This is a genomic window from Skermania sp. ID1734 (assembly GCF_007489285.1).
Classification (GTDB): domain Bacteria; phylum Actinomycetota; class Actinomycetes; order Mycobacteriales; family Mycobacteriaceae; genus ID1734.
Genome location: NZ_VLIY01000012.1, coordinates 147,509 through 163,599 on the forward strand (window position 1 = coordinate 147,509; position 16,091 = coordinate 163,599).

The following is a 16,091-nucleotide window of genomic DNA, read 5'->3' on the forward strand; positions in this document are numbered from 1 at the left end:
TTTGGCGCTGCGATCCTCACTCGCGCTCGCCTTCGGCTATGCATGCCCCCATTCTGCCTGCCGGGTCCGACTGCTCAATCCAACAACGACACCGACCCGATCCGGTGCAGCGTGAATTGGCGCATCGCTCCGGTCGCCGGGTCGAGCGCCTCGAGAACTCCACCGCCCACCCGCACGGGATCGACGATCCGCTGGATCGCGGTGCCCTGGGCATCCACATAGCTGATTCGCACGCTGCGCTGCACCCGTGCCGCCAACTGCAGCACCGCGATCGTTGCGGCCGCCGACGCCCGCGTACCGTCGGACCGCACCCCGGCCACATTCACTTGCGCGGCACGTTCGCGGGCTCGCAGCTCGATCACCATGTTTTCCAGCTGTTCCATTGTCGCGAGACCAGGCATGCGCAGCTGTGGGCGCGGCCGACGCACAATGATTCGCGAGGGATTCGGTCGCAGGTTGACGATTGCGCCGGAAGAATCCTCGCCCGCCGGTGCGAACCCGGCATCGCGCAACCGCGCGAGCACTTCCGCGAGCGGGGCCTGGGAAATGGCCACGGTGGGCGCGAGCGACCGCAACACAAGCGGCTCGGCCACGGCCGAGTTCACCACTTGGGCCAGCAAGACCGGATCGTCGCAGCGGATGAACGCCTGCGCGACTCCAGCGCGCAACCGGCCGTGCCGGCGGGCCACATCGTCGATCAGGTAGGTCAGCGATTGCGGGATCGGCGTGCGCGAGTGATTCGCAAACAGCGCATGGGCGTCGGCCGCGGTCATGCCGGAATCCAAGCCGCGCCGCACGCTCGTCTCGCTGATCCGGTAAACCGTTGCGCCACCGGCGGACTCGACGTCGGCGAGCAGCGAGATCCGTTGCTGCAGGTCGGTGGTCAGCGGCCCGGGCGCGACGACGGTGAGATCGGCCTGCACGAGCACGTAGTCCAACGGAACCGGCAGCGCAGCCGCCATTTCGGCGTCCGCGTCACCGCCGTGCAACAGGGCACGACCCGGTGAACTCAAGGCGCCGCGGCCCAGAATGCCGACCGCGGTTGCCTCGGCGAAGGTGTGTTCGACAAACTGCCGCCCGAGCCGACCGGCCTGGCGCGGCCGCCGCCACGCCACCATCCGGGCGACCTCAGCGGCATCGGCGGCCTCGCCGCTAGCGAGCTCGGCAAGGATCGATAGAACCAGTTCCCGGTCGCGTGGTGCGGCGGCGCTGCGCACCTCCTCGGACAACGCGGCGATCGGTTTGTCGCTGGGATCGCGCTTACCGATCAGCCAGGGTCGCCGCGGAAGCTGCAGCCACGTGCGTGCGAGGAGGTCCCATCGGTGCGCGGTCGGGGCATCGATCCAGGCATCCGCGGCCTGGGTGGGTGCCCAATATTGGTCGTCGACGGTCGGCGCGGGCTCCGGATGCCCGCTGGCCAACAATCCAGCGCCGGCGAGCAGTTCCACGAGCAGGCTCACGCGCTCTTCGGTGAGATCCATCCGCTTGGCGATACGGCGCAACTCGCGCACGCCCATGCCGCCGGCCCGTAGCACCGGCGCCGGCGCGTCGCCGAGCAGCATGACCACTTCCTCGCAATGCCGGATCAGTTCGAGCGCCTCGCCCGCCGCCGCGGCATTGACCTCGTCGCGCTTGCGTTTGACCGTGCGCAGCTCCGGCGGCGTCAGGGAAGCGGGGTCGCTGAGGGGTTCCCCGCGCAGCAGCTGACCGACCTCGTGCGGCAGCCGAACGGTCTGTTCGTCCACCCAATCGAGCAGTCCCAGGGAGAGCAAGCGCTGCACCGGGCGATCGGCCGGTGTGTCCGGCGCGGCATCGCGGGTGCGGCCGATGGGAACGGTGCTGGACAGATGCTCGAGCAGCGACCGTTCGGCGGGGGAGACGTGATCGAGTGCCGCGGCGATCTCCGCTTCGGTGCGTGGTTCGGCGATATCGAGCGAGCGTCCAAGCGGCCACGGCACGGCACTGGCCGCAGCGGGCACCAGATGCAGCTCGTCGTCGCCCCACACGAGCACCCGGTCGCGCAGTTGGTCGAAGGCAGCGTCGACGTGGTGTGCCGACGCGCGTTCGCCGATCAACTCGACAATCCGGCGGCGGGCAACGGGTTCGGTGGCGGCGCCTTCGAGAGCGAGCAGTTCGACGATAGTGAGCGCGAGCGAACTCAGGTCGTCGGCCGCGCGCAGAACCGAGCTGCGGTATTCCGCGCGCGCCGCGAGCACGGCCATCGAACTCGGCACCGGGACGCTGAGATCCGGTCGCAGCCGAAGCAGCTCCACGAGTTGCTCGTCCGAACGCGACGAGAGCCACTCGGCAAGCTCGTCGTGCGCGGTGGTGCGATCGGTCGCGGTCATCGTCTATCCACACTAGAGAGTCGCCCCGACAAGCGCTTCGACCGCGCGTGGGCCCGCGCAACTGATCCAACACGACTCGGGCCTAGCGGCGGAATCCCGTCACATCATGTCAGTTTTGTCGGTTCCGTGGCGGTCTGGGTGACAGGGCGCGAATCCAGCTCCCGACGCTCGCCCGCCGACACTTTCGGCGAGAGTCCCAGCATCGGCGCGATCACAACGGCAACCAGTGCGCCGATCGCCACCGCCGTGCTGCCCAGCAGGGCCCCGCCCACAACATCGGTGAACCAGTGCACGCCGAGGTACAGCCGGGTCGAGGCCACGATGACGACCGGGACCACCGACAGCACCATCCCCGTCCAGCGCCAACGCCCGCTCCGGTCCGCGCCGTAGACCAGCACGATGGCGCCGACCAGTGCGGTCGTGCCGGTGACGTGTCCGGACGGGAAGGAGAAGTCGGTTTCGCTGATCAACTGGGTGATCGCGGGTGGCCGGTGCCGGCCGACGACCACCTTGGTGACTGTGCTTGCGGTCGCGGCAATACCGATCGTGCCCACGAGCAGCAGGCCCGGAACGATGGCGCGCCGCCGCCAGCTCACGTAACAAGCCGCGCCGATTCCGATGATCGCGACGCCGGCCGGGCTGCCGACGTCTGTGATCGTCTTGGCCACCACTGTCCAGAACCCGGACCGGTGTTCGACGAACCAATTCAGCACGGCCTTGTCGGCGTGGGTCAGCCAGCCCGATCTGGCCACCTGGAACGCCACCTGGAGGTACGCGACCACCAGCGCGACGACCTGCACGACCCGCCACCCATACTCGGCGGCCTTACTGGCCTCGTTAGCGCGATGGTTACGCAACAGCGCGAACGCGGAGACGATCAGGAGCGCGCCGCATAGCGACAGCACCCACAGCGCAATTTCCGCAGTCGCGGCTTCAGAGCGAATCTCCGGGATCAGATGATCCCGGAACTGGTCGATGAGGCCGCCCGGCGACAGTGAATTGTCTGGCACCGGTCAAGTCTCGGACGTCAGTATTAACAAAACCTGTGAATCCCCACCAGCGTGTCTACATCGAGTGCATGCACGTGGGACACACGAGGTAGCGACCATAGGTCCACTCGAACCATCTCAGCCACGCGATGGGATCGCCATTGGTGGGCACGGGAAACGCGATGGTCGGCAGCATTCGACGACACCCTCCCTTGTGACGACCTACCTGCCATTATCGCCCCCGACAGCACACCGCCGGTTATCGAACACCCCCCAAGTCGATGCGCAACCCGGGCGGCAATGTCAAAATAGGCACGTGGTGAACAAATCGAAGAAGCCGTATGTCGATCCGGGTTGGCCGAAGCTGCCCGATGGTGAAGAGGCCGTGACGGAACTTTCCTCGTCGCGCTCCGGTGGCTTGTCGCCGTTCGGCGAGGACACCGAGTTCCCGTTGCCGGCCAGTAAGCTGCCGTACCTGCATCCGCACACGGTGATCAATACCTAGTCATCGCTGCGCCGAACCGATCGGCAGCCGTACGTGAACGGCCCCCATCCAATCGGATGGGGGCCTTTCACGTTGGCTTTCAGAAGGGCAGCAGACCCTTGTTGGCCTCGTAGAACTGGACGATTCGCGGATCGAGCTTCACCGAGTCCTTGGCGCGGTTGTACTCGGTCATCAGCTGGTCCGGAACCTGGACCCCGCCCTGCTGCTCGACCTTGGCGATCGAGCGGTCGACGCTCTGGAAGACCTGGTCGCTGCCGTCGGCCTGGACCGACTGGCTCTTCGGAGCCACCGGCGCGGGTGTCCAATGCTGCTGCTGCTCGCTCGGGCCGGTCGGCGCGGTGCGCAGGGTCGGGCCGCTGCTCAGGCCGAGGCTCGACGAGCACGAGGGCCACGCGCCCCAGCCCTGGCTGGCGAGCACGTTTTCGGCGACCGCGATCTGCTGTTCGCGGGTGGCCTGGTTGGCTGTGGCGGCGTACTGGCCGCCGCCGTTGGCGCGCCAGGTGCTCGGGGAGAACTGCAGACCGCCCTGGTAACCGTTGCCGGTGTTGATGCCCCAGTTGCCGCCGGATTCGCACTGGGCGAGACGGTCCCAATCGGAGTTCGGGGCGGCGTTGGCGGTGCCGGCGAACGCTACGCCCGCCGTTCCGATGATGGTTCCCGTGACAGCGACCTTGGCCACAGTACGGCCGGTGGTGGTCGGCTTGCGATGACGTCCGCTCATGACTTGGATATTTCCTCTCCTACGCGCCTACGAGGTCAGCTGTCGGGTTCGGGCAGAGAGGTAGCCCGGCCGTCGCGCTTGGCGTCGGCTTCACCCCAAGAGAGGGGCCGGGGCGAATCGATGCAATCACAGCGATCATGTGGCCTTCCTCTCGTCGTCCGGGGGGAACGTGGGTCCCCCGTCCTCGTCCCTCGATCTGGGCTGGCACCTCACGAGTCCGCGGGACGAGGCTTGGCGCGGCGGGCTGGAGGTCGGCCGAACTTTCCGGCCGTTGAAGACCGTACTTTGCCACGCGGCAAAAATCACCATTTGATAACCGGCCCGCGGGCCTACACGACAGCGCTGTCGCATGTCAGGGGTAATCGCCAAATCGCAGCTAGATACGGCGTGTCGCGCGTCGGACGAAAATTTGGCTCCGCCGTTATCCGTTCGTTATGTGATGAACATCACAAGTAACGGAATGGGTGTCGGACCCCGATCACCAACCTGGACTGCCAGCGGTGTCCGAGTCGACGATTTCCTTGCCCAACGGCATGAGTGAGACCGGAATCATCTTCAGATTCGCGAGTGCGAGCGGTATTCCGATGATCGTTATTGCCATGGCGAACGCGGTGACCAGATGCCCGATCGCCAGCCAGATGCCGGCGATGATCAGCCAGATGATGTTGCCGATCAACGCGCCGGCGCCGGCGGTCGGCTTCTCCACGACGGTCTTGCCGAACGGCCACAGCGCGTACAGCCCGATGCGGAACGCCGCGAAACCGAACGGGATGGTGATGATCAAAATGAAGCAGACCAGGGCGGCGAGGAAGTAGCCCAGCGCCAACCAGAGCCCGCCGAAGATCAGCCAGATGATGTTCAGAACGAGGCGCATGCCGACCCTCCCCAGCTTGTCGCGATCAGCGGGCTCGCCGGCCGGACCACAAGGCGAATACGAACCCTAGAAACAATCCTGCCGGAGCGGCGAGCGTTGCGAAATACACGCCGAGCCACGCGTCGGTTCCAGTGCAGAGCGGCACGAGAAATACGGTCGCGATGGCCGCGAGTCCGACGGCGAAAAGGCCGACGGCCACCAGGAGCGGAAACTGGCTGCGGCGTGGTCTGTCGTTCACGGCCCCACCGTAAAACCACGATGCCCGGGTCCGGGTACGCGGGGTAGACTTTCACTATTCGCGTCCTGCACCCGAGGCGGGGCGCGTTCGTTTGCTTACATACGAGCACGAGACACGAACGGGTGAGCGCAGTGCCAACCGGCAAGGTGAAGTGGTACGACGTCGAAAAGGGCTTCGGATTCCTGTCCCAGGACGAGGGTGAGGACGTCTACGTTCGGTCCTCGGCGTTGCCGCAGGGTGTCGAGACACTCAAGCCTGGTCAGCGGGTCGAGTTCGGCATGGCCGCCGGTCGCCGCGGCCCGCAGGCGCTGAGCCTCAAGGTCCTCGAACCCACCCCTTCGGTGCGGCAGAACGTCGCGCGCAACAAGGAGGCTGCCGCCCGTCGGCACACTCCGGACGAGTTGCACGGCATGGTCGAGGACATGATCACGCTGCTCGAGGCCAAGGTTCAGCCGGACCTGCGTAAGGGCAAGTACCCGGACCGCAAGACGGCCCAGCGCATCTCCGAAGTGGTCCGCGCCGTCGCACGCGAACTCGACAAGTAGGGCCTCAGGCCGTCTTGATCGACCAGATCCCGCGGACTCGGGGGATCCCGGATTCGTCGACAACGGCCGAGGGGATCTGGATCTCCACGCCGGCGAGCTGCCAGGCGGGGTTGGTGTCGGACTCGACGGTCACCGCCGAGGCCTCGTTACTGGCGTAGTAGCGCTCCTTGATGATCATGGCGCCGTCCGGGCGGACGTAGGACATGATGATCCGCCAGGGAGCCTTCGAGATCTCCGACGGCAGCGACAGCTGCAATGGGTAGCCCGCCGGCACGTCGAGCTGCGCGATCGAACCCTGTTTGCAATCGGCGAGATTGAACGTGCAGTACTGATAGGGACTGACCGTGATCGCCTTGCCGTGCGCGTAGGCGGTGATCTGCGGCAGCGGCGGCTTCGCGCCCCGGATGATCACCACCATCACGACGATGAACGCGACGGCGACGACGAAGAGGGCGGCGGCGAGCGCGGCAAGGCGCCGCGAGATGGCGAACGGCAGTTTCACTGACCGATGTTTCCTGTCGCTTGATGAACGTCAGTGGCGTAGGGACCCGGGGGCGCCGCCGACGTGGGAACCTCTTGTTCGGCATGCACCGGCCGGTTACCGCCGAGACCCGGCAGCAACGAGTGCCCACGGTACGTCAAGATCGTTTGGGCGGTTCCCAAAGCCAGCAGGACGGCGACCACGCTGAAGCCGATCCAGTATTCGGTCGGCAACAGCACGCCGAGCGCGCCGCCGATGACCCAACTGAGCTGCAGCACGGTTTCAGATCGTCCGAATCCGGACGCGATGGATTCTTCCGGCAAATCATGTTGCAGCGAGGCGTCCAGGGATACCTTGGCCAGCGCGCTGGCTCCGGCGGCGACGAGGGTGGCGACTGCCGCCATGACGAGGTCGCCCAGAACTGCTGCGACCACGGTCACGGCGGTGACAGCGACGGTGCAGCGCAGCACGATCAGTGCCGGCCGCCCGAGCTTGAGCCGCGCCCCGGCCGCATTGCCGGCGAAGTTTCCGATCGCCGCCGCAGCGCCCACGAAGCCGAGCATGGCCGCCTGCATCACCGGTCGGTGCTCGGTCTGGGCCTTCGCGACGAACGCGACGAACAGCGTCAGGAAGCCGGTAAGCACACGGATGGTGCTGTTTCCCCACAGGCCGGTGACCACCGCGCGGCCCAGCGGCTGTCGGCGTTTGCCCGACCGCCCCCTTTCGGCCTTAGTCGCCCGGCGGTAGGTCAGGGTTGCCGGGACCTCGCCCTCGGTCACCTCGACCCACGACGGGATGCGCAGGCACAGCCACGTGCCGCCGATGGTGAGCACCACGGTGAAAACGAGGGCACCGGTCGATCCAGCCGCCCAGGCCGCGGCCGCCGCGACGGCGCCGGCGCCCATCGTGCCGCCCACCAAGCCGAAGACGGTGAGCCGGGAATTCACCCGGACCAGGTCGATCTCGGGCGGCAGCACCCGCGGTGTGACCGCGCTCTTGAGCACCGAGAACGATTTGCTCAGCACCATCATGCCCAGCGCGGCCGGGTAGAGGACCCAACTGTTGAAGTTCATGATCAGCACCACGGCCAGCCCGGCGCGCAGCGCAAACGACGCGGCCAGCGCCAGTCGGCGGCCATGCTGGAGTCGATCGAGCAGCGGGCCGATGAGCGGCGCGATGACCGCGAACGGGGCGATGGTGATCAGCAGATACAGCGCCACCTTGGTTTTGCTCTCGCCCGTGGCCGCGGAAAAGAACAGTGTGTTGGCCAGCGCCACGGCGATCGAGGCGTCGGTGGCGAAGTTGGCCATCACCGCATAGGTGAGCGCGGTCAGCCCCGACTTGTCCGCGCCGTCGGCCTTCGCTGCCCGCTGAAAGGTGGCGATGCCGCGGCCGGTGAGCTCCCGGCTTCGCATGGCCGCGACCCGGGTGACGGTCAGCTTGTGGGGCCGTCGCTGCCGCTCATTGCGCTGGTCGGTATCGCGTTCGGATTCCGACGCGCGGTCGCGGGAAACCGGGTGCAGCGGAGGCAGCGGCTCGCGCCGCGTCGGGATGTGGCCCCGTCCGGTATTGCTCGGCGGGTAGTTGTGGTAGCCGGGATGCGCCGTGGCGTCGGCGTTTTCGTCGCGACTTTCACCCCAGCCACGGGGGCCGGCGGCGGAGTCACGGGAATCGGTCACTCCTCAATTCTGTCCTACGGTTTGTCACGGCGCGAAGGGGGCGGATCCCGCGTCGGCAAGTGTCGCCCGATGCGGCAAAATGGGTGTCGTGAGCATCGCTTCTTCGTCCGAAGTGACCTCCAGCGCCGGCAGCACCGAGGTGCGCCCGATCCTTGCCGATGCGGTGGAGGTTGCCCGTGCTGCCCTCAACGACCTCGGTGAGGTCGGGATCGGGGCATATCTGGGTGTGACGGCGGAGGATGAATGCGCGGCGACGCACCGCTTTGCCGCCGATCTGCCCGGCTACCACGGCTGGCAATGGGCCGTCGTGGTGGCTGCCGATCCGGACTCGGACGCGGTGACCGTGAGCGAGTCCGCGTTGCTGCCGGGGCCGGATGCCGTGATCGCTCCAGGGTGGGTGCCGTGGGAGGAGCGGGTGCGCCCCGGCGACCTGGCGCCCGGAGATCTGCTCGCCCCGCAAACCGACGACCCCCGACTGGTGCCCGGCTATGTGGCTACCGGTGACCCGGAGATCGATGACGTCGCCTACGAGGTGGGCTTCGGACGTCGCCAGGTGATGAGCCGCGAGGGCCGCCTGGCCGCGGCGCAGCGCTGGCACGACGGCGAATTCGGCCCGGAGTCCGAGATGGCCAAGGCCGCGCCGTCCATCTGCGCGCTGTGCGGTTTCTACTTGCCGCTGGCCGGATCGTTGCACGCGGGCTTCGGGGTCTGCGGCAACGAATTCGCCGCCGACGGCCGCGTCGTGGACGCCGAGTACGGTTGCGGCGCGCACTCGGACACCGAGCTGCCGACCGGCGCTGGTTCTCCCGCCTTCGAGGCGTATGACGATGCCGCTATCGAAGTGGTCGAACAACCGCAGACCTCGACGAATCCAAATCAGCAGGATTTGCAATCGACGAACTGAGCGCCGCGGACCCGTTCGGCACCGCCGCGCTGCGCGCATCGACTCTGCAGTCCTGGGCTACATCGCCGACGCGGTTGCGCGAGGATGCGACCACCGAGTCAGATTTCGTGCGCGCGGGTTACCGCGACCGTCTGTTCACCGAGCTCGCCCAGAATGCCGCCGACGCGGCCGTCAAGGCCGGCGTAGTCGGACAGATGCGGGTCTGGTCTACCGACCACACGCTGCACGTCGCAAACACCGGAGCGCCGCTAGATGTTGCCGGCGTGCAAGCGCTCTCGGCATTGCGGGCATCGGCGAAGCGAGCCGATGCGGTCGGCCGGTTCGGTGTCGGATTCACCGCGGTGCTGTCGGTGGCCGACGAGGTAGAGGTGCGTTCGACCGCCGGCTCCGTGCGCTTCTCGCTCACGCAGACGCGAAACACATTGCACGAGCACGCTATTGAGTTCGATGCCCGACCGCCGGTCTTGCGATTACCGTGGGCGGTGCGGGCTGACCCGCTGCCCGGATACGACACCGAGGTGGTCCTGCAACTGCGCGCCGATGTGGACCTCGACGTGGTGTTGATGCAACTCCGCCACGAGATCGCCGACATTCTCCTGGAATTGCCCGCGCTGCAGTCTATCTGGATCGGCGACGAGCAATGGCGCCGGGACGAGCGACCGGTCGGTGAACGCACCGAGGTGGCCATCGGAGCTGACCGATGGTGGCAGTACGACGCCGGCACCGTTCGTTGGCTGGCGCCGATCGGTCGGTCGGGTCGGGTCAGACCCGTGCGTGACGATGTGCTGCGGGCGCCGACGCGCTCGGACGAACAGTTGTCGATTCCGGCGATCATCATCGGTGCCGTCGCGATGCAGCCCGATCGCCGCCGGGTTCTGCCCGGGGCACATGTCGCCCAACTCGCCACCGGCTACGCCGATTTTGTGCGCAGTCTGCCGGTCGAGGACCGGCTCGCGATGGTGCCCGCGCCCGGCTTTGCGCGCAGCGAAGTGGACGGAATCTTGCGTGAAGCCGTGCTCGACAACCTGCGCCGCCACGCCTGGCTGCCGGCCCTGGACCGGCAAGTCCCGATACCGCCCGGCTCCGCGTCGGTGTTGCCTGGCCTCACCAGCGAACTGGCCGAGTTGCTCACGGATGTGGTGCCCGGCCTGCTGCCGCCGGAATTATCCACTCCCGCAGCCGAGTCGGTGTTGGCCGTCGTCGACGTGCATCGAGTAGGACTGGCGCATCTGACGGAACTGCTCGCCGGAATCGAGCGTCCACCGACGTGGTGGCGGCATCTCTACGCGGCGCTTGAACCGCTTGTGGTGGACAATGTTTCGGCTGAAGAACTCGGCGCGCTTCCGGTACCACTGGCTGACGGCCGGTTGGTTACCGGTCCCCGAACCGTGTTGTTGGGCAGCGACATCACGGTCGAGGCGCGGGTGGGTTGGGCACGGTTGGTCCATCCCGATGCCGCCCATGACCTCTTGGGTCGACTCGGTGCGCGCAGCGCCGCCGCGGCGGATCTACTTGCCGACGCCGCGCTGCAGGACATGGTGGAAGCCATCGATCGCGGCGACGAGATCGATTCGGACCCCGCGGAACTCGTCGACGGCGTGCTGGCGCTGGCGGGAGTAGCGACCGGCGACCTGCCGAGCTGGCTGGGGCTCTTGCCGCTTCCCGACGTCGACGGCGAACTGCGGCCTGCTGACGAGCTGCTGCTGCCGGACGCACCGCTCGCCGAAGTTGTGGTGGCAGACTCGCCGTTCGCCGCAGTCGATCCGGACCTCGTGCAGCGGTTCGGCGCGGACGCGTTGCGCCGCATCGGTGTCGGCTGGGGATTCGCGGTGCTCCGGGTGGACCTGCCGACCGGCCCAGACCACGCGCTCGACGACGAAGACGCGTGGTGGCGAGGGTTGCCGGAAGATCCGGAAACCCTTGTCGCCGTGCGCGACCTGGATCTGGTCGAGGACAAAGCCTGGCCTGCGGCGCTGACGATGCTGGCCGCCGACTCCCAGCTGCTGCCGGTGCTTGCCGACAGAGACGGCTACACCGCCTGGTGGCTGCGTCGGCACGCGCACATCGACGGCCAGCCGCTCGGGCACTTGCGCTCCGCGGCCGATCGGACGCTTGCCGGACTCCTCGACGAGTTGACCCATCCGCAGGCCGATGCGTTGACGGCTTGCCTCGCCGATCCAGCTCATGTCGACACCGACCTCGCCCAGCTGCTGATCGACCGACTGTCCGACAGCGAGCGGACCCCGACGGCCGGAGTCATCACCACGGCTTACCGGTTGCTCGCGACCGCGGCGGACTCGGGCAGGATCGACGCGGACGCGGTCGTGCTGCCCGCGCTGGTGCGCACAGTGTCCGGTGCGCTGGTGGAACCCGACGCCGCCATGGTGCTGGATGCGCCGTGGCTGGCGCCCGCAGTCTCGCCGGATCGGCTCGTGCTCGGCGACATCGCCACCGCCGCCGCACTGTCTCGGTTGGTGGATCTGCCGCTGACCAGCGAAGCGGTGCGCGGCGAGGTAATGAGTTCGGGACGGACGAGCAGTTGGGAGGCGGAGCCGGCGGCGGTCCTTGCGTGTGCCTGTCTCGGACTGCCGCTACCAGCGGGATCGATCGAGGTCCACGACGACTTGCAGGTCCGGCTCACCGGCGCGGTCGAGGGTGTGCGGCGGTTGCCGGCCTGGGTCGATGCGGACGGTCGAACCCACCTAACGGTTCGCGGCCTCGGCTCGAGTGTTTAACTCGATTCCGTGTCGTCCAGATTGAGTATTGACGAGAGGCGCTCCAGCCTGATCGAGGCAGCGATCGGGTTGGCCGAGCGCAAGGGGGTCGCCGCGGTCACTACTCGCGATGTCGCGCGAGCGGCCGGGGTCTCGCTGGGCGTGGTGCACTACTGCTTCGACAGCAAAGACGAATTGATGACCGAGGTGGTCAAGGCCCTCGCCATGGAGTTGCGCGATTCGGTCGAGGCGGACCAACAGGTGATCGACTGGCACGAACGGGGCACTTCGGCGCTGCGGACCCTGATCCGGGTGGCCTTGGCAGCCATGTGGCACAACGTCGAGCAGACCTACGACCGGCAACTGCTGACATACGAGACGACGACCTACTCGCTGCGCGCCGCCGAAACCGACCCGGGCAAGCGCGACATCGCGCGCGAACAATACGAGTTCAACAACGCCACCCTGGTCGACATGCTGGAGAAGGTGCGCGAGTTGACGGCCACCACCTGGCGGCTTCCGGTGACTGCGCTGAGTCGTCTCGTGCTGTCCATGATCGACGGGCTGGTGCTGCGCTGGCTTGTCGACGAGGACAGTGCCGCGGCCAACGATCAATTGGATGTGATCGCTGATCTTGTTGCGGCGCAAGCAAGCTGAGGCTTCAGAGCAGCCCCTGCTGGGCGCCCTTGCTGCCGCGGCGTGCGGCGCGACGCTGGATCCAGAAGATCGTGTACGCCAGGCCGCCCACCGCGATGCCGGCCCAGCAGGTGGGCAGCGCCACGGCCCACCGATCACCGCTTGCCCACACGACGAGGGTTGCGATAACCCAAGCCAACGTTCCGACGGCGACGACCGGGCGCGGGTCGGTGAATCGTGCGGGTATCTGCGGCACATCGGGCTGTTCGCTCACGCGCGCGAGGATACCGGCGTGAGGGAAGTTTGTACGATCTCGACCCGATCGTTGCCGTATTGTGAGCCTGTGACGACGTCGACTGATCTGCGAACTCTCGCCAGTGATCTGTCCCTGGCTGTCGTTCGCTTGACGCGTCATCTGCGTGGACGGCGAGCGGCATCTCAGGTATCGCTGACTCAGCTTTCCGCATTGGCCACACTCAGCCGCTACGGCGACATGACGCCGGGTGCGTTGGCCACTCGTGAGCGGGTGCAGCCGCCGTCGATGACGCGGGTCATCGCGTCGCTCGCGGACGTCGGGTTGGTCGAGCGGCGACCGCATCCCACCGATGGGCGCCAGATCATCGTGTCGTTGTCCGACGCCGGTCAGGCACTGATCGCCGATGAGGAGAGCGCGCGCGAGGCGTGGATGACCGAGCAGTTGTCGAGCCTCGACGAAGCGCAACTGCGAACTCTTCAAGACGCCGTCACGATCATCTCCGACATCGTGAAGAAGTCCGAATAGGGCGCAATTTGGCCCACATCATCGATATCGACGATCCCGCTGACTCACGACTCGACGACTTTCGCGACCTGAATTCGGTTGATCGCCGCCCCGACCTGCCCGAGGGCAAGGGACTGGTCATCGCCGAGGGCGTGCTCGTGGTGCAGCGGATGCTGCGCTCGCGGTTCACGCCGTTCGCGTTTCTGGGCGTCGATCGCCGTCGGGCCGAACTCGACGCCGATCTCGGGCTGTCCGACGCGCCGTTCTATCGCACATCGGCCGAGGTGATGGCCGACGTGGTCGGCTTCCACCTCAACCGCGGTGTCCTCGCGGCCGCGTACCGTCCGCCGTCGCTGGATCCGGTGCAGGTGGCCGACGAGGCCCGCACGATCGCGGTGCTCGAGGGCGTCAATGACCACGAAAACATCGGATCGATCTTCCGCAACGCGGCGGGGCTCGGCGCCGACGCGATCTTGTTCGGTGCACGCTGCGCCGACCCGCTGTATCGCCGGGCGGTACGAGTGTCGATGGGGCATGTGCTGCGGGTGCCGTTCGCTTCGCTGTCGGCGTGGCCGGCGGATCTGGATCTCCTGCGCGAGATTGGCTTTCAAATCGTTGCGCTCACTCCAGACCCCACCGCACAGCCGCTGGCGAGCGCAATGACCGGCGAGCGCGTGGCATTGCTGCTCGGCGCCGAGGGGCCGGGACTGATCGAGCACACGATGCGGCAGGCCGACGTGCGGGCGCGCATCCCGATGGCGCCCGGCACCGATTCGCTCAACGTCGCGACAGCTGCCGCGATGGCGTTCTACGAACGTGTCAGGATGGCCGGGTGATGACCCTGGACAGTGAGCAACCCACGCGCCGCGTGCCCGAACCAACCCCCTGGGCCACCGGACTGACCGTGACCGCGATCGTGGCCGCCCTGCTCACCGTCGCCGTCTTCGCGTTCGGCACCGCGCTGGCCCGGATCAATCCGATCCTGGCGGTCGTCATCAACCTCGTGGCCGCCACCGGCGCGGCACCGACCCTGTGGCGCTGGCGGACATTGCCGATGGTGCGCTGGATCGTCCTGGGTGTCGCCATCGGCGTGGTTCTCGGTTGGTTCGGCTTGGTGGTGTCGGCGGCCTAATCGCCACCAACGAACCGGCGCAGCATTCTCAGCACCGGGTTGCCTTGCGTGGCTGCAGGTTCCGCCTCACCTACCAAGTCCGGTGACCGCGTTTGCGCGGCGGGGTTGCGGAGTTCGAAGCAGCACACAGTCAGCTTGTCTGCGTTGATGTCGTCGCCAGAATCGGTTGCCCCGTAACCGATGCCGAGCCATTCGGCGCTCGCGTTGACCGCAAAATGCTGCGGATCGAAGGGTAGCGACTGGGGGTTGGGCAGCACACCGGGGTCGTGCGAAATGGGGTGCTCCCCGGACCAGAAGGGCAGCTCCCATGGCTGCGGCAGGCCGTCGTCCTCGATGATGTGTACTCGTGTCGCGCTGAAGGCGCGGCGTAGCTCACCGCGTTCCCACTGCGCGAACGAGCCCCACCGGTTGGCGGGATCGGCCGCTATCAGGTAGCTGTGCTCGGCGGCGAGTGGCCGAATCCAGTTGGGCGACAGCGTGCCTGGTCGGGCGAGCGACAGTTCGGGGGTGCAGACGACGGTGACGGGACCGAAGCAGCCGATGGACACCAAGCCCGGTCGAGCGGCTGCGGCTTGCCGCAGCGGTACCGGCGGTCGGTGCGCCGCGTCGTGGTCTGGAAACATCCGTGCGGCGAGCGCGGCCGCCGCGTCGGCATCGGAGTCGGGATAGTCGCGCAGAACCTGCGCTGGATCCGGTACGTCGACATACCAGATCGTCGAAAATTTCCCCAGCACGCTGTGATGTCCGCTGTCGCGTTACCTGTTAATGACCCGAACTGCGCACGCCGAGCAGCACGTCCTCCCACGACGGCATGGCCGGCTTGCCGCGCCGGTCCTTCGGGTTCGGATGCGTCGGAGCTTGCTTGGGGTTGTGCACAGGCTCGTCGGGCACCTCGTCGTAGTACTCGTCGAGGGTGTGCTGCTCAGTGACCTTCTCCGGCCTGTGGGTCGGCACGGGCGTCAGCCCGCGCAGTTGCCGGCCGAAGTCCGGGTCGACCAAGTCGGTCGCCGCCTCGTCGAGGGCGGTCAGCGACCCGCCGTGGCCGTCCGGCTGGAACCGCCAGTGGGCCGCGATGGAGGTTCGGCCGACCTGCCACTCGAGCTGCACCACCCAGTAGCCGTCTTCGTGTTTCCAGGCGTCCCATTCGGCTTGCTCGAGATTGTGGCCGCGACCGCGGAAGGCTGCGCCAACCACTTCCTCGAGGGTGTTGACCATGGGCCCGTCACCGCGCACCGGATGCCCCTTTTGCGCGAGCTGTGCGGCCCGCGAGCGTTCGAGCAGCACGGGGTAGGCGAACCGCTCCACGCGGCTTGCCGGCATACCGGACTGCGCGGCAACTTGCTCCACGCTCGCACCGGCGCGGATGCGGGCCTGAATTTCGCGCGGTCGCAAAGCGGCGTCCATCTCGATCTCGATCTGTCCGAAGCGGGCGAGGTCGCCGCGCAGCGCGGCACGTAGCCGGTCGTCGGCGGCGATGCGGAACTTGTCGCCGGATTCCTTATCCGTGCAGACGATGTGTTTGGCGTCGGGCTCGAGGCCGACAACCTTCAGTTCCCGCACCGTGA

General features: G+C 67.3%; 18 protein-coding genes and 1 riboswitch. Of the genes, 8 read left to right on the forward strand and 10 right to left on the reverse strand.

Features of this window, described 5'->3' with window-relative positions:
* Positions 1–74 precede the first annotated feature (74 nt).
* Positions 75–2,348 carry a helicase-associated domain-containing protein gene (locus tag FOS14_RS16325; protein ID WP_143771858.1) on the reverse strand — a complete coding sequence of 758 codons (2,274 nt, stop codon included), beginning with the start codon at positions 2,346–2,348 and terminating at the stop codon, positions 75–77.
* Between the two features lie 104 nt (positions 2,349–2,452).
* Positions 2,453–3,358: a phosphatase PAP2 family protein gene (locus FOS14_RS16330; RefSeq protein WP_143771859.1), complete on the reverse strand. Its 906-nt coding sequence runs from the start codon at positions 3,356–3,358 to the stop codon at positions 2,453–2,455.
* A gap of 295 nt (positions 3,359–3,653) precedes the next feature.
* On the opposite strand from FOS14_RS16330, the gene FOS14_RS16335 reads away from it, so the two are divergent.
* Positions 3,654–3,842 (forward strand): hypothetical protein, encoded by a 189-nt coding sequence (locus FOS14_RS16335; protein WP_143771860.1) that lies wholly within the window; start codon positions 3,654–3,656, stop codon positions 3,840–3,842.
* Positions 3,843–3,921: 79 nt separating this feature from the next.
* Here FOS14_RS16335 and FOS14_RS16340 read toward each other — a convergent pair whose 3' ends face one another.
* From FOS14_RS16340 to FOS14_RS16350, 3 genes are all read right to left on the reverse strand, one after another.
* Positions 3,922–4,563, reverse strand: coding sequence for a transglycosylase family protein (locus FOS14_RS16340; protein WP_143771861.1), 642 nt, complete (start codon positions 4,561–4,563; stop codon positions 3,922–3,924).
* 9 nt (positions 4,564–4,572) lie between these two features.
* A riboswitch (cyclic di-AMP (ydaO/yuaA leader) is annotated at positions 4,573–4,780 on the reverse strand.
* 261 nt (positions 4,781–5,041) lie between these two features.
* Positions 5,042–5,437 carry a YccF domain-containing protein gene (locus FOS14_RS16345; RefSeq protein WP_143771862.1) on the reverse strand — a complete coding sequence of 132 codons (396 nt, stop codon included), beginning with the start codon at positions 5,435–5,437 and terminating at the stop codon, positions 5,042–5,044.
* Positions 5,438–5,462: 25 nt separating this feature from the next.
* On the reverse strand, positions 5,463–5,675 hold the full coding sequence (locus FOS14_RS16350) for a hypothetical protein (protein WP_143771863.1): 213 nt from the start codon (positions 5,673–5,675) through the stop codon (positions 5,463–5,465).
* 131 nt (positions 5,676–5,806) lie between these two features.
* Between FOS14_RS16350 and FOS14_RS16355 the strand changes: the two genes are divergently transcribed.
* Positions 5,807–6,220: a cold-shock protein gene (locus tag FOS14_RS16355; RefSeq protein WP_143771918.1), complete on the forward strand. Its 414-nt coding sequence runs from the start codon at positions 5,807–5,809 to the stop codon at positions 6,218–6,220.
* Positions 6,221–6,224: 4 nt separating this feature from the next.
* Here the strand turns inward: FOS14_RS16355 and FOS14_RS16360 are convergent, their stop codons facing one another.
* Positions 6,225–6,722 carry a DUF2771 domain-containing protein gene (locus FOS14_RS16360; protein WP_143771864.1) on the reverse strand — a complete coding sequence of 166 codons (498 nt, stop codon included), beginning with the start codon at positions 6,720–6,722 and terminating at the stop codon, positions 6,225–6,227.
* Positions 6,719–8,380: an MFS transporter gene (locus tag FOS14_RS16365; protein ID WP_143771865.1), complete on the reverse strand. Its 1,662-nt coding sequence runs from the start codon at positions 8,378–8,380 to the stop codon at positions 6,719–6,721. The genes FOS14_RS16360 and FOS14_RS16365 overlap by 4 nt, the downstream gene beginning before the upstream one ends.
* A gap of 79 nt (positions 8,381–8,459) precedes the next feature.
* Between FOS14_RS16365 and FOS14_RS16370 the strand changes: the two genes are divergently transcribed.
* Genes FOS14_RS16370 through FOS14_RS16380 form a run of 3 tightly spaced genes read left to right on the forward strand, consistent with a single transcriptional unit; the run spans position 8,460 to position 12,655 of the window.
* Positions 8,460–9,284, forward strand: coding sequence for a DUF3027 domain-containing protein (locus tag FOS14_RS16370; RefSeq protein WP_143771866.1), 825 nt, complete (start codon positions 8,460–8,462; stop codon positions 9,282–9,284).
* Positions 9,281–12,019 carry a sacsin N-terminal ATP-binding-like domain-containing protein gene (locus tag FOS14_RS16375; protein ID WP_143771867.1) on the forward strand — a complete coding sequence of 913 codons (2,739 nt, stop codon included), beginning with the start codon at positions 9,281–9,283 and terminating at the stop codon, positions 12,017–12,019. The genes FOS14_RS16370 and FOS14_RS16375 overlap by 4 nt, the downstream gene beginning before the upstream one ends.
* Before the next feature lie 9 nt (positions 12,020–12,028).
* Positions 12,029–12,655, forward strand: coding sequence for a TetR/AcrR family transcriptional regulator (locus tag FOS14_RS16380; protein ID WP_143771868.1), 627 nt, complete (start codon positions 12,029–12,031; stop codon positions 12,653–12,655).
* A gap of 4 nt (positions 12,656–12,659) precedes the next feature.
* Here the strand turns inward: FOS14_RS16380 and FOS14_RS25270 are convergent, their stop codons facing one another.
* Entirely contained in the window at positions 12,660–12,908 is a 249-nt protein-coding gene (locus FOS14_RS25270) for a DUF2530 domain-containing protein (protein WP_255450388.1), read from the reverse strand.
* Positions 12,909–12,977: 69 nt separating this feature from the next.
* On the opposite strand from FOS14_RS25270, the gene FOS14_RS16390 reads away from it, so the two are divergent.
* From FOS14_RS16390 to FOS14_RS16400, 3 genes are read left to right on the forward strand one after another with little or no spacing between them, the layout of a single operon-like run.
* The gene (locus tag FOS14_RS16390) at positions 12,978–13,415 is read left to right on the forward strand and encodes a MarR family winged helix-turn-helix transcriptional regulator (RefSeq protein ID WP_143771870.1); all 438 of its coding nucleotides are present in this window, start codon (positions 12,978–12,980) and stop codon (positions 13,413–13,415) included.
* An 8-nt stretch (positions 13,416–13,423) separates the two neighbouring features.
* On the forward strand, positions 13,424–14,230 hold the full coding sequence (locus tag FOS14_RS16395) for an RNA methyltransferase (RefSeq protein WP_143771871.1): 807 nt from the start codon (positions 13,424–13,426) through the stop codon (positions 14,228–14,230).
* A complete protein-coding gene (locus FOS14_RS16400) occupies positions 14,230–14,526 on the forward strand; it encodes a DUF2537 domain-containing protein (RefSeq protein ID WP_143771872.1) in 297 nt (98 codons plus the stop codon). Before FOS14_RS16395 ends, FOS14_RS16400 begins: the two co-directional genes overlap by 1 nt.
* On the opposite strand, the gene FOS14_RS16405 is transcribed toward FOS14_RS16400, so the two are convergent.
* Positions 14,523–15,260: a hypothetical protein gene (locus FOS14_RS16405; RefSeq protein WP_143771873.1), complete on the reverse strand. Its 738-nt coding sequence runs from the start codon at positions 15,258–15,260 to the stop codon at positions 14,523–14,525. The genes FOS14_RS16400 and FOS14_RS16405 overlap by 4 nt on opposite strands.
* Positions 15,261–15,288: 28 nt before the next feature.
* Positions 15,289–16,086 (reverse strand): septation protein SepH, encoded by a 798-nt coding sequence (gene sepH, locus FOS14_RS16410; protein ID WP_143771874.1) that lies wholly within the window; start codon positions 16,084–16,086, stop codon positions 15,289–15,291.
* Positions 16,087–16,091: the final 5 nt, after the last annotated feature.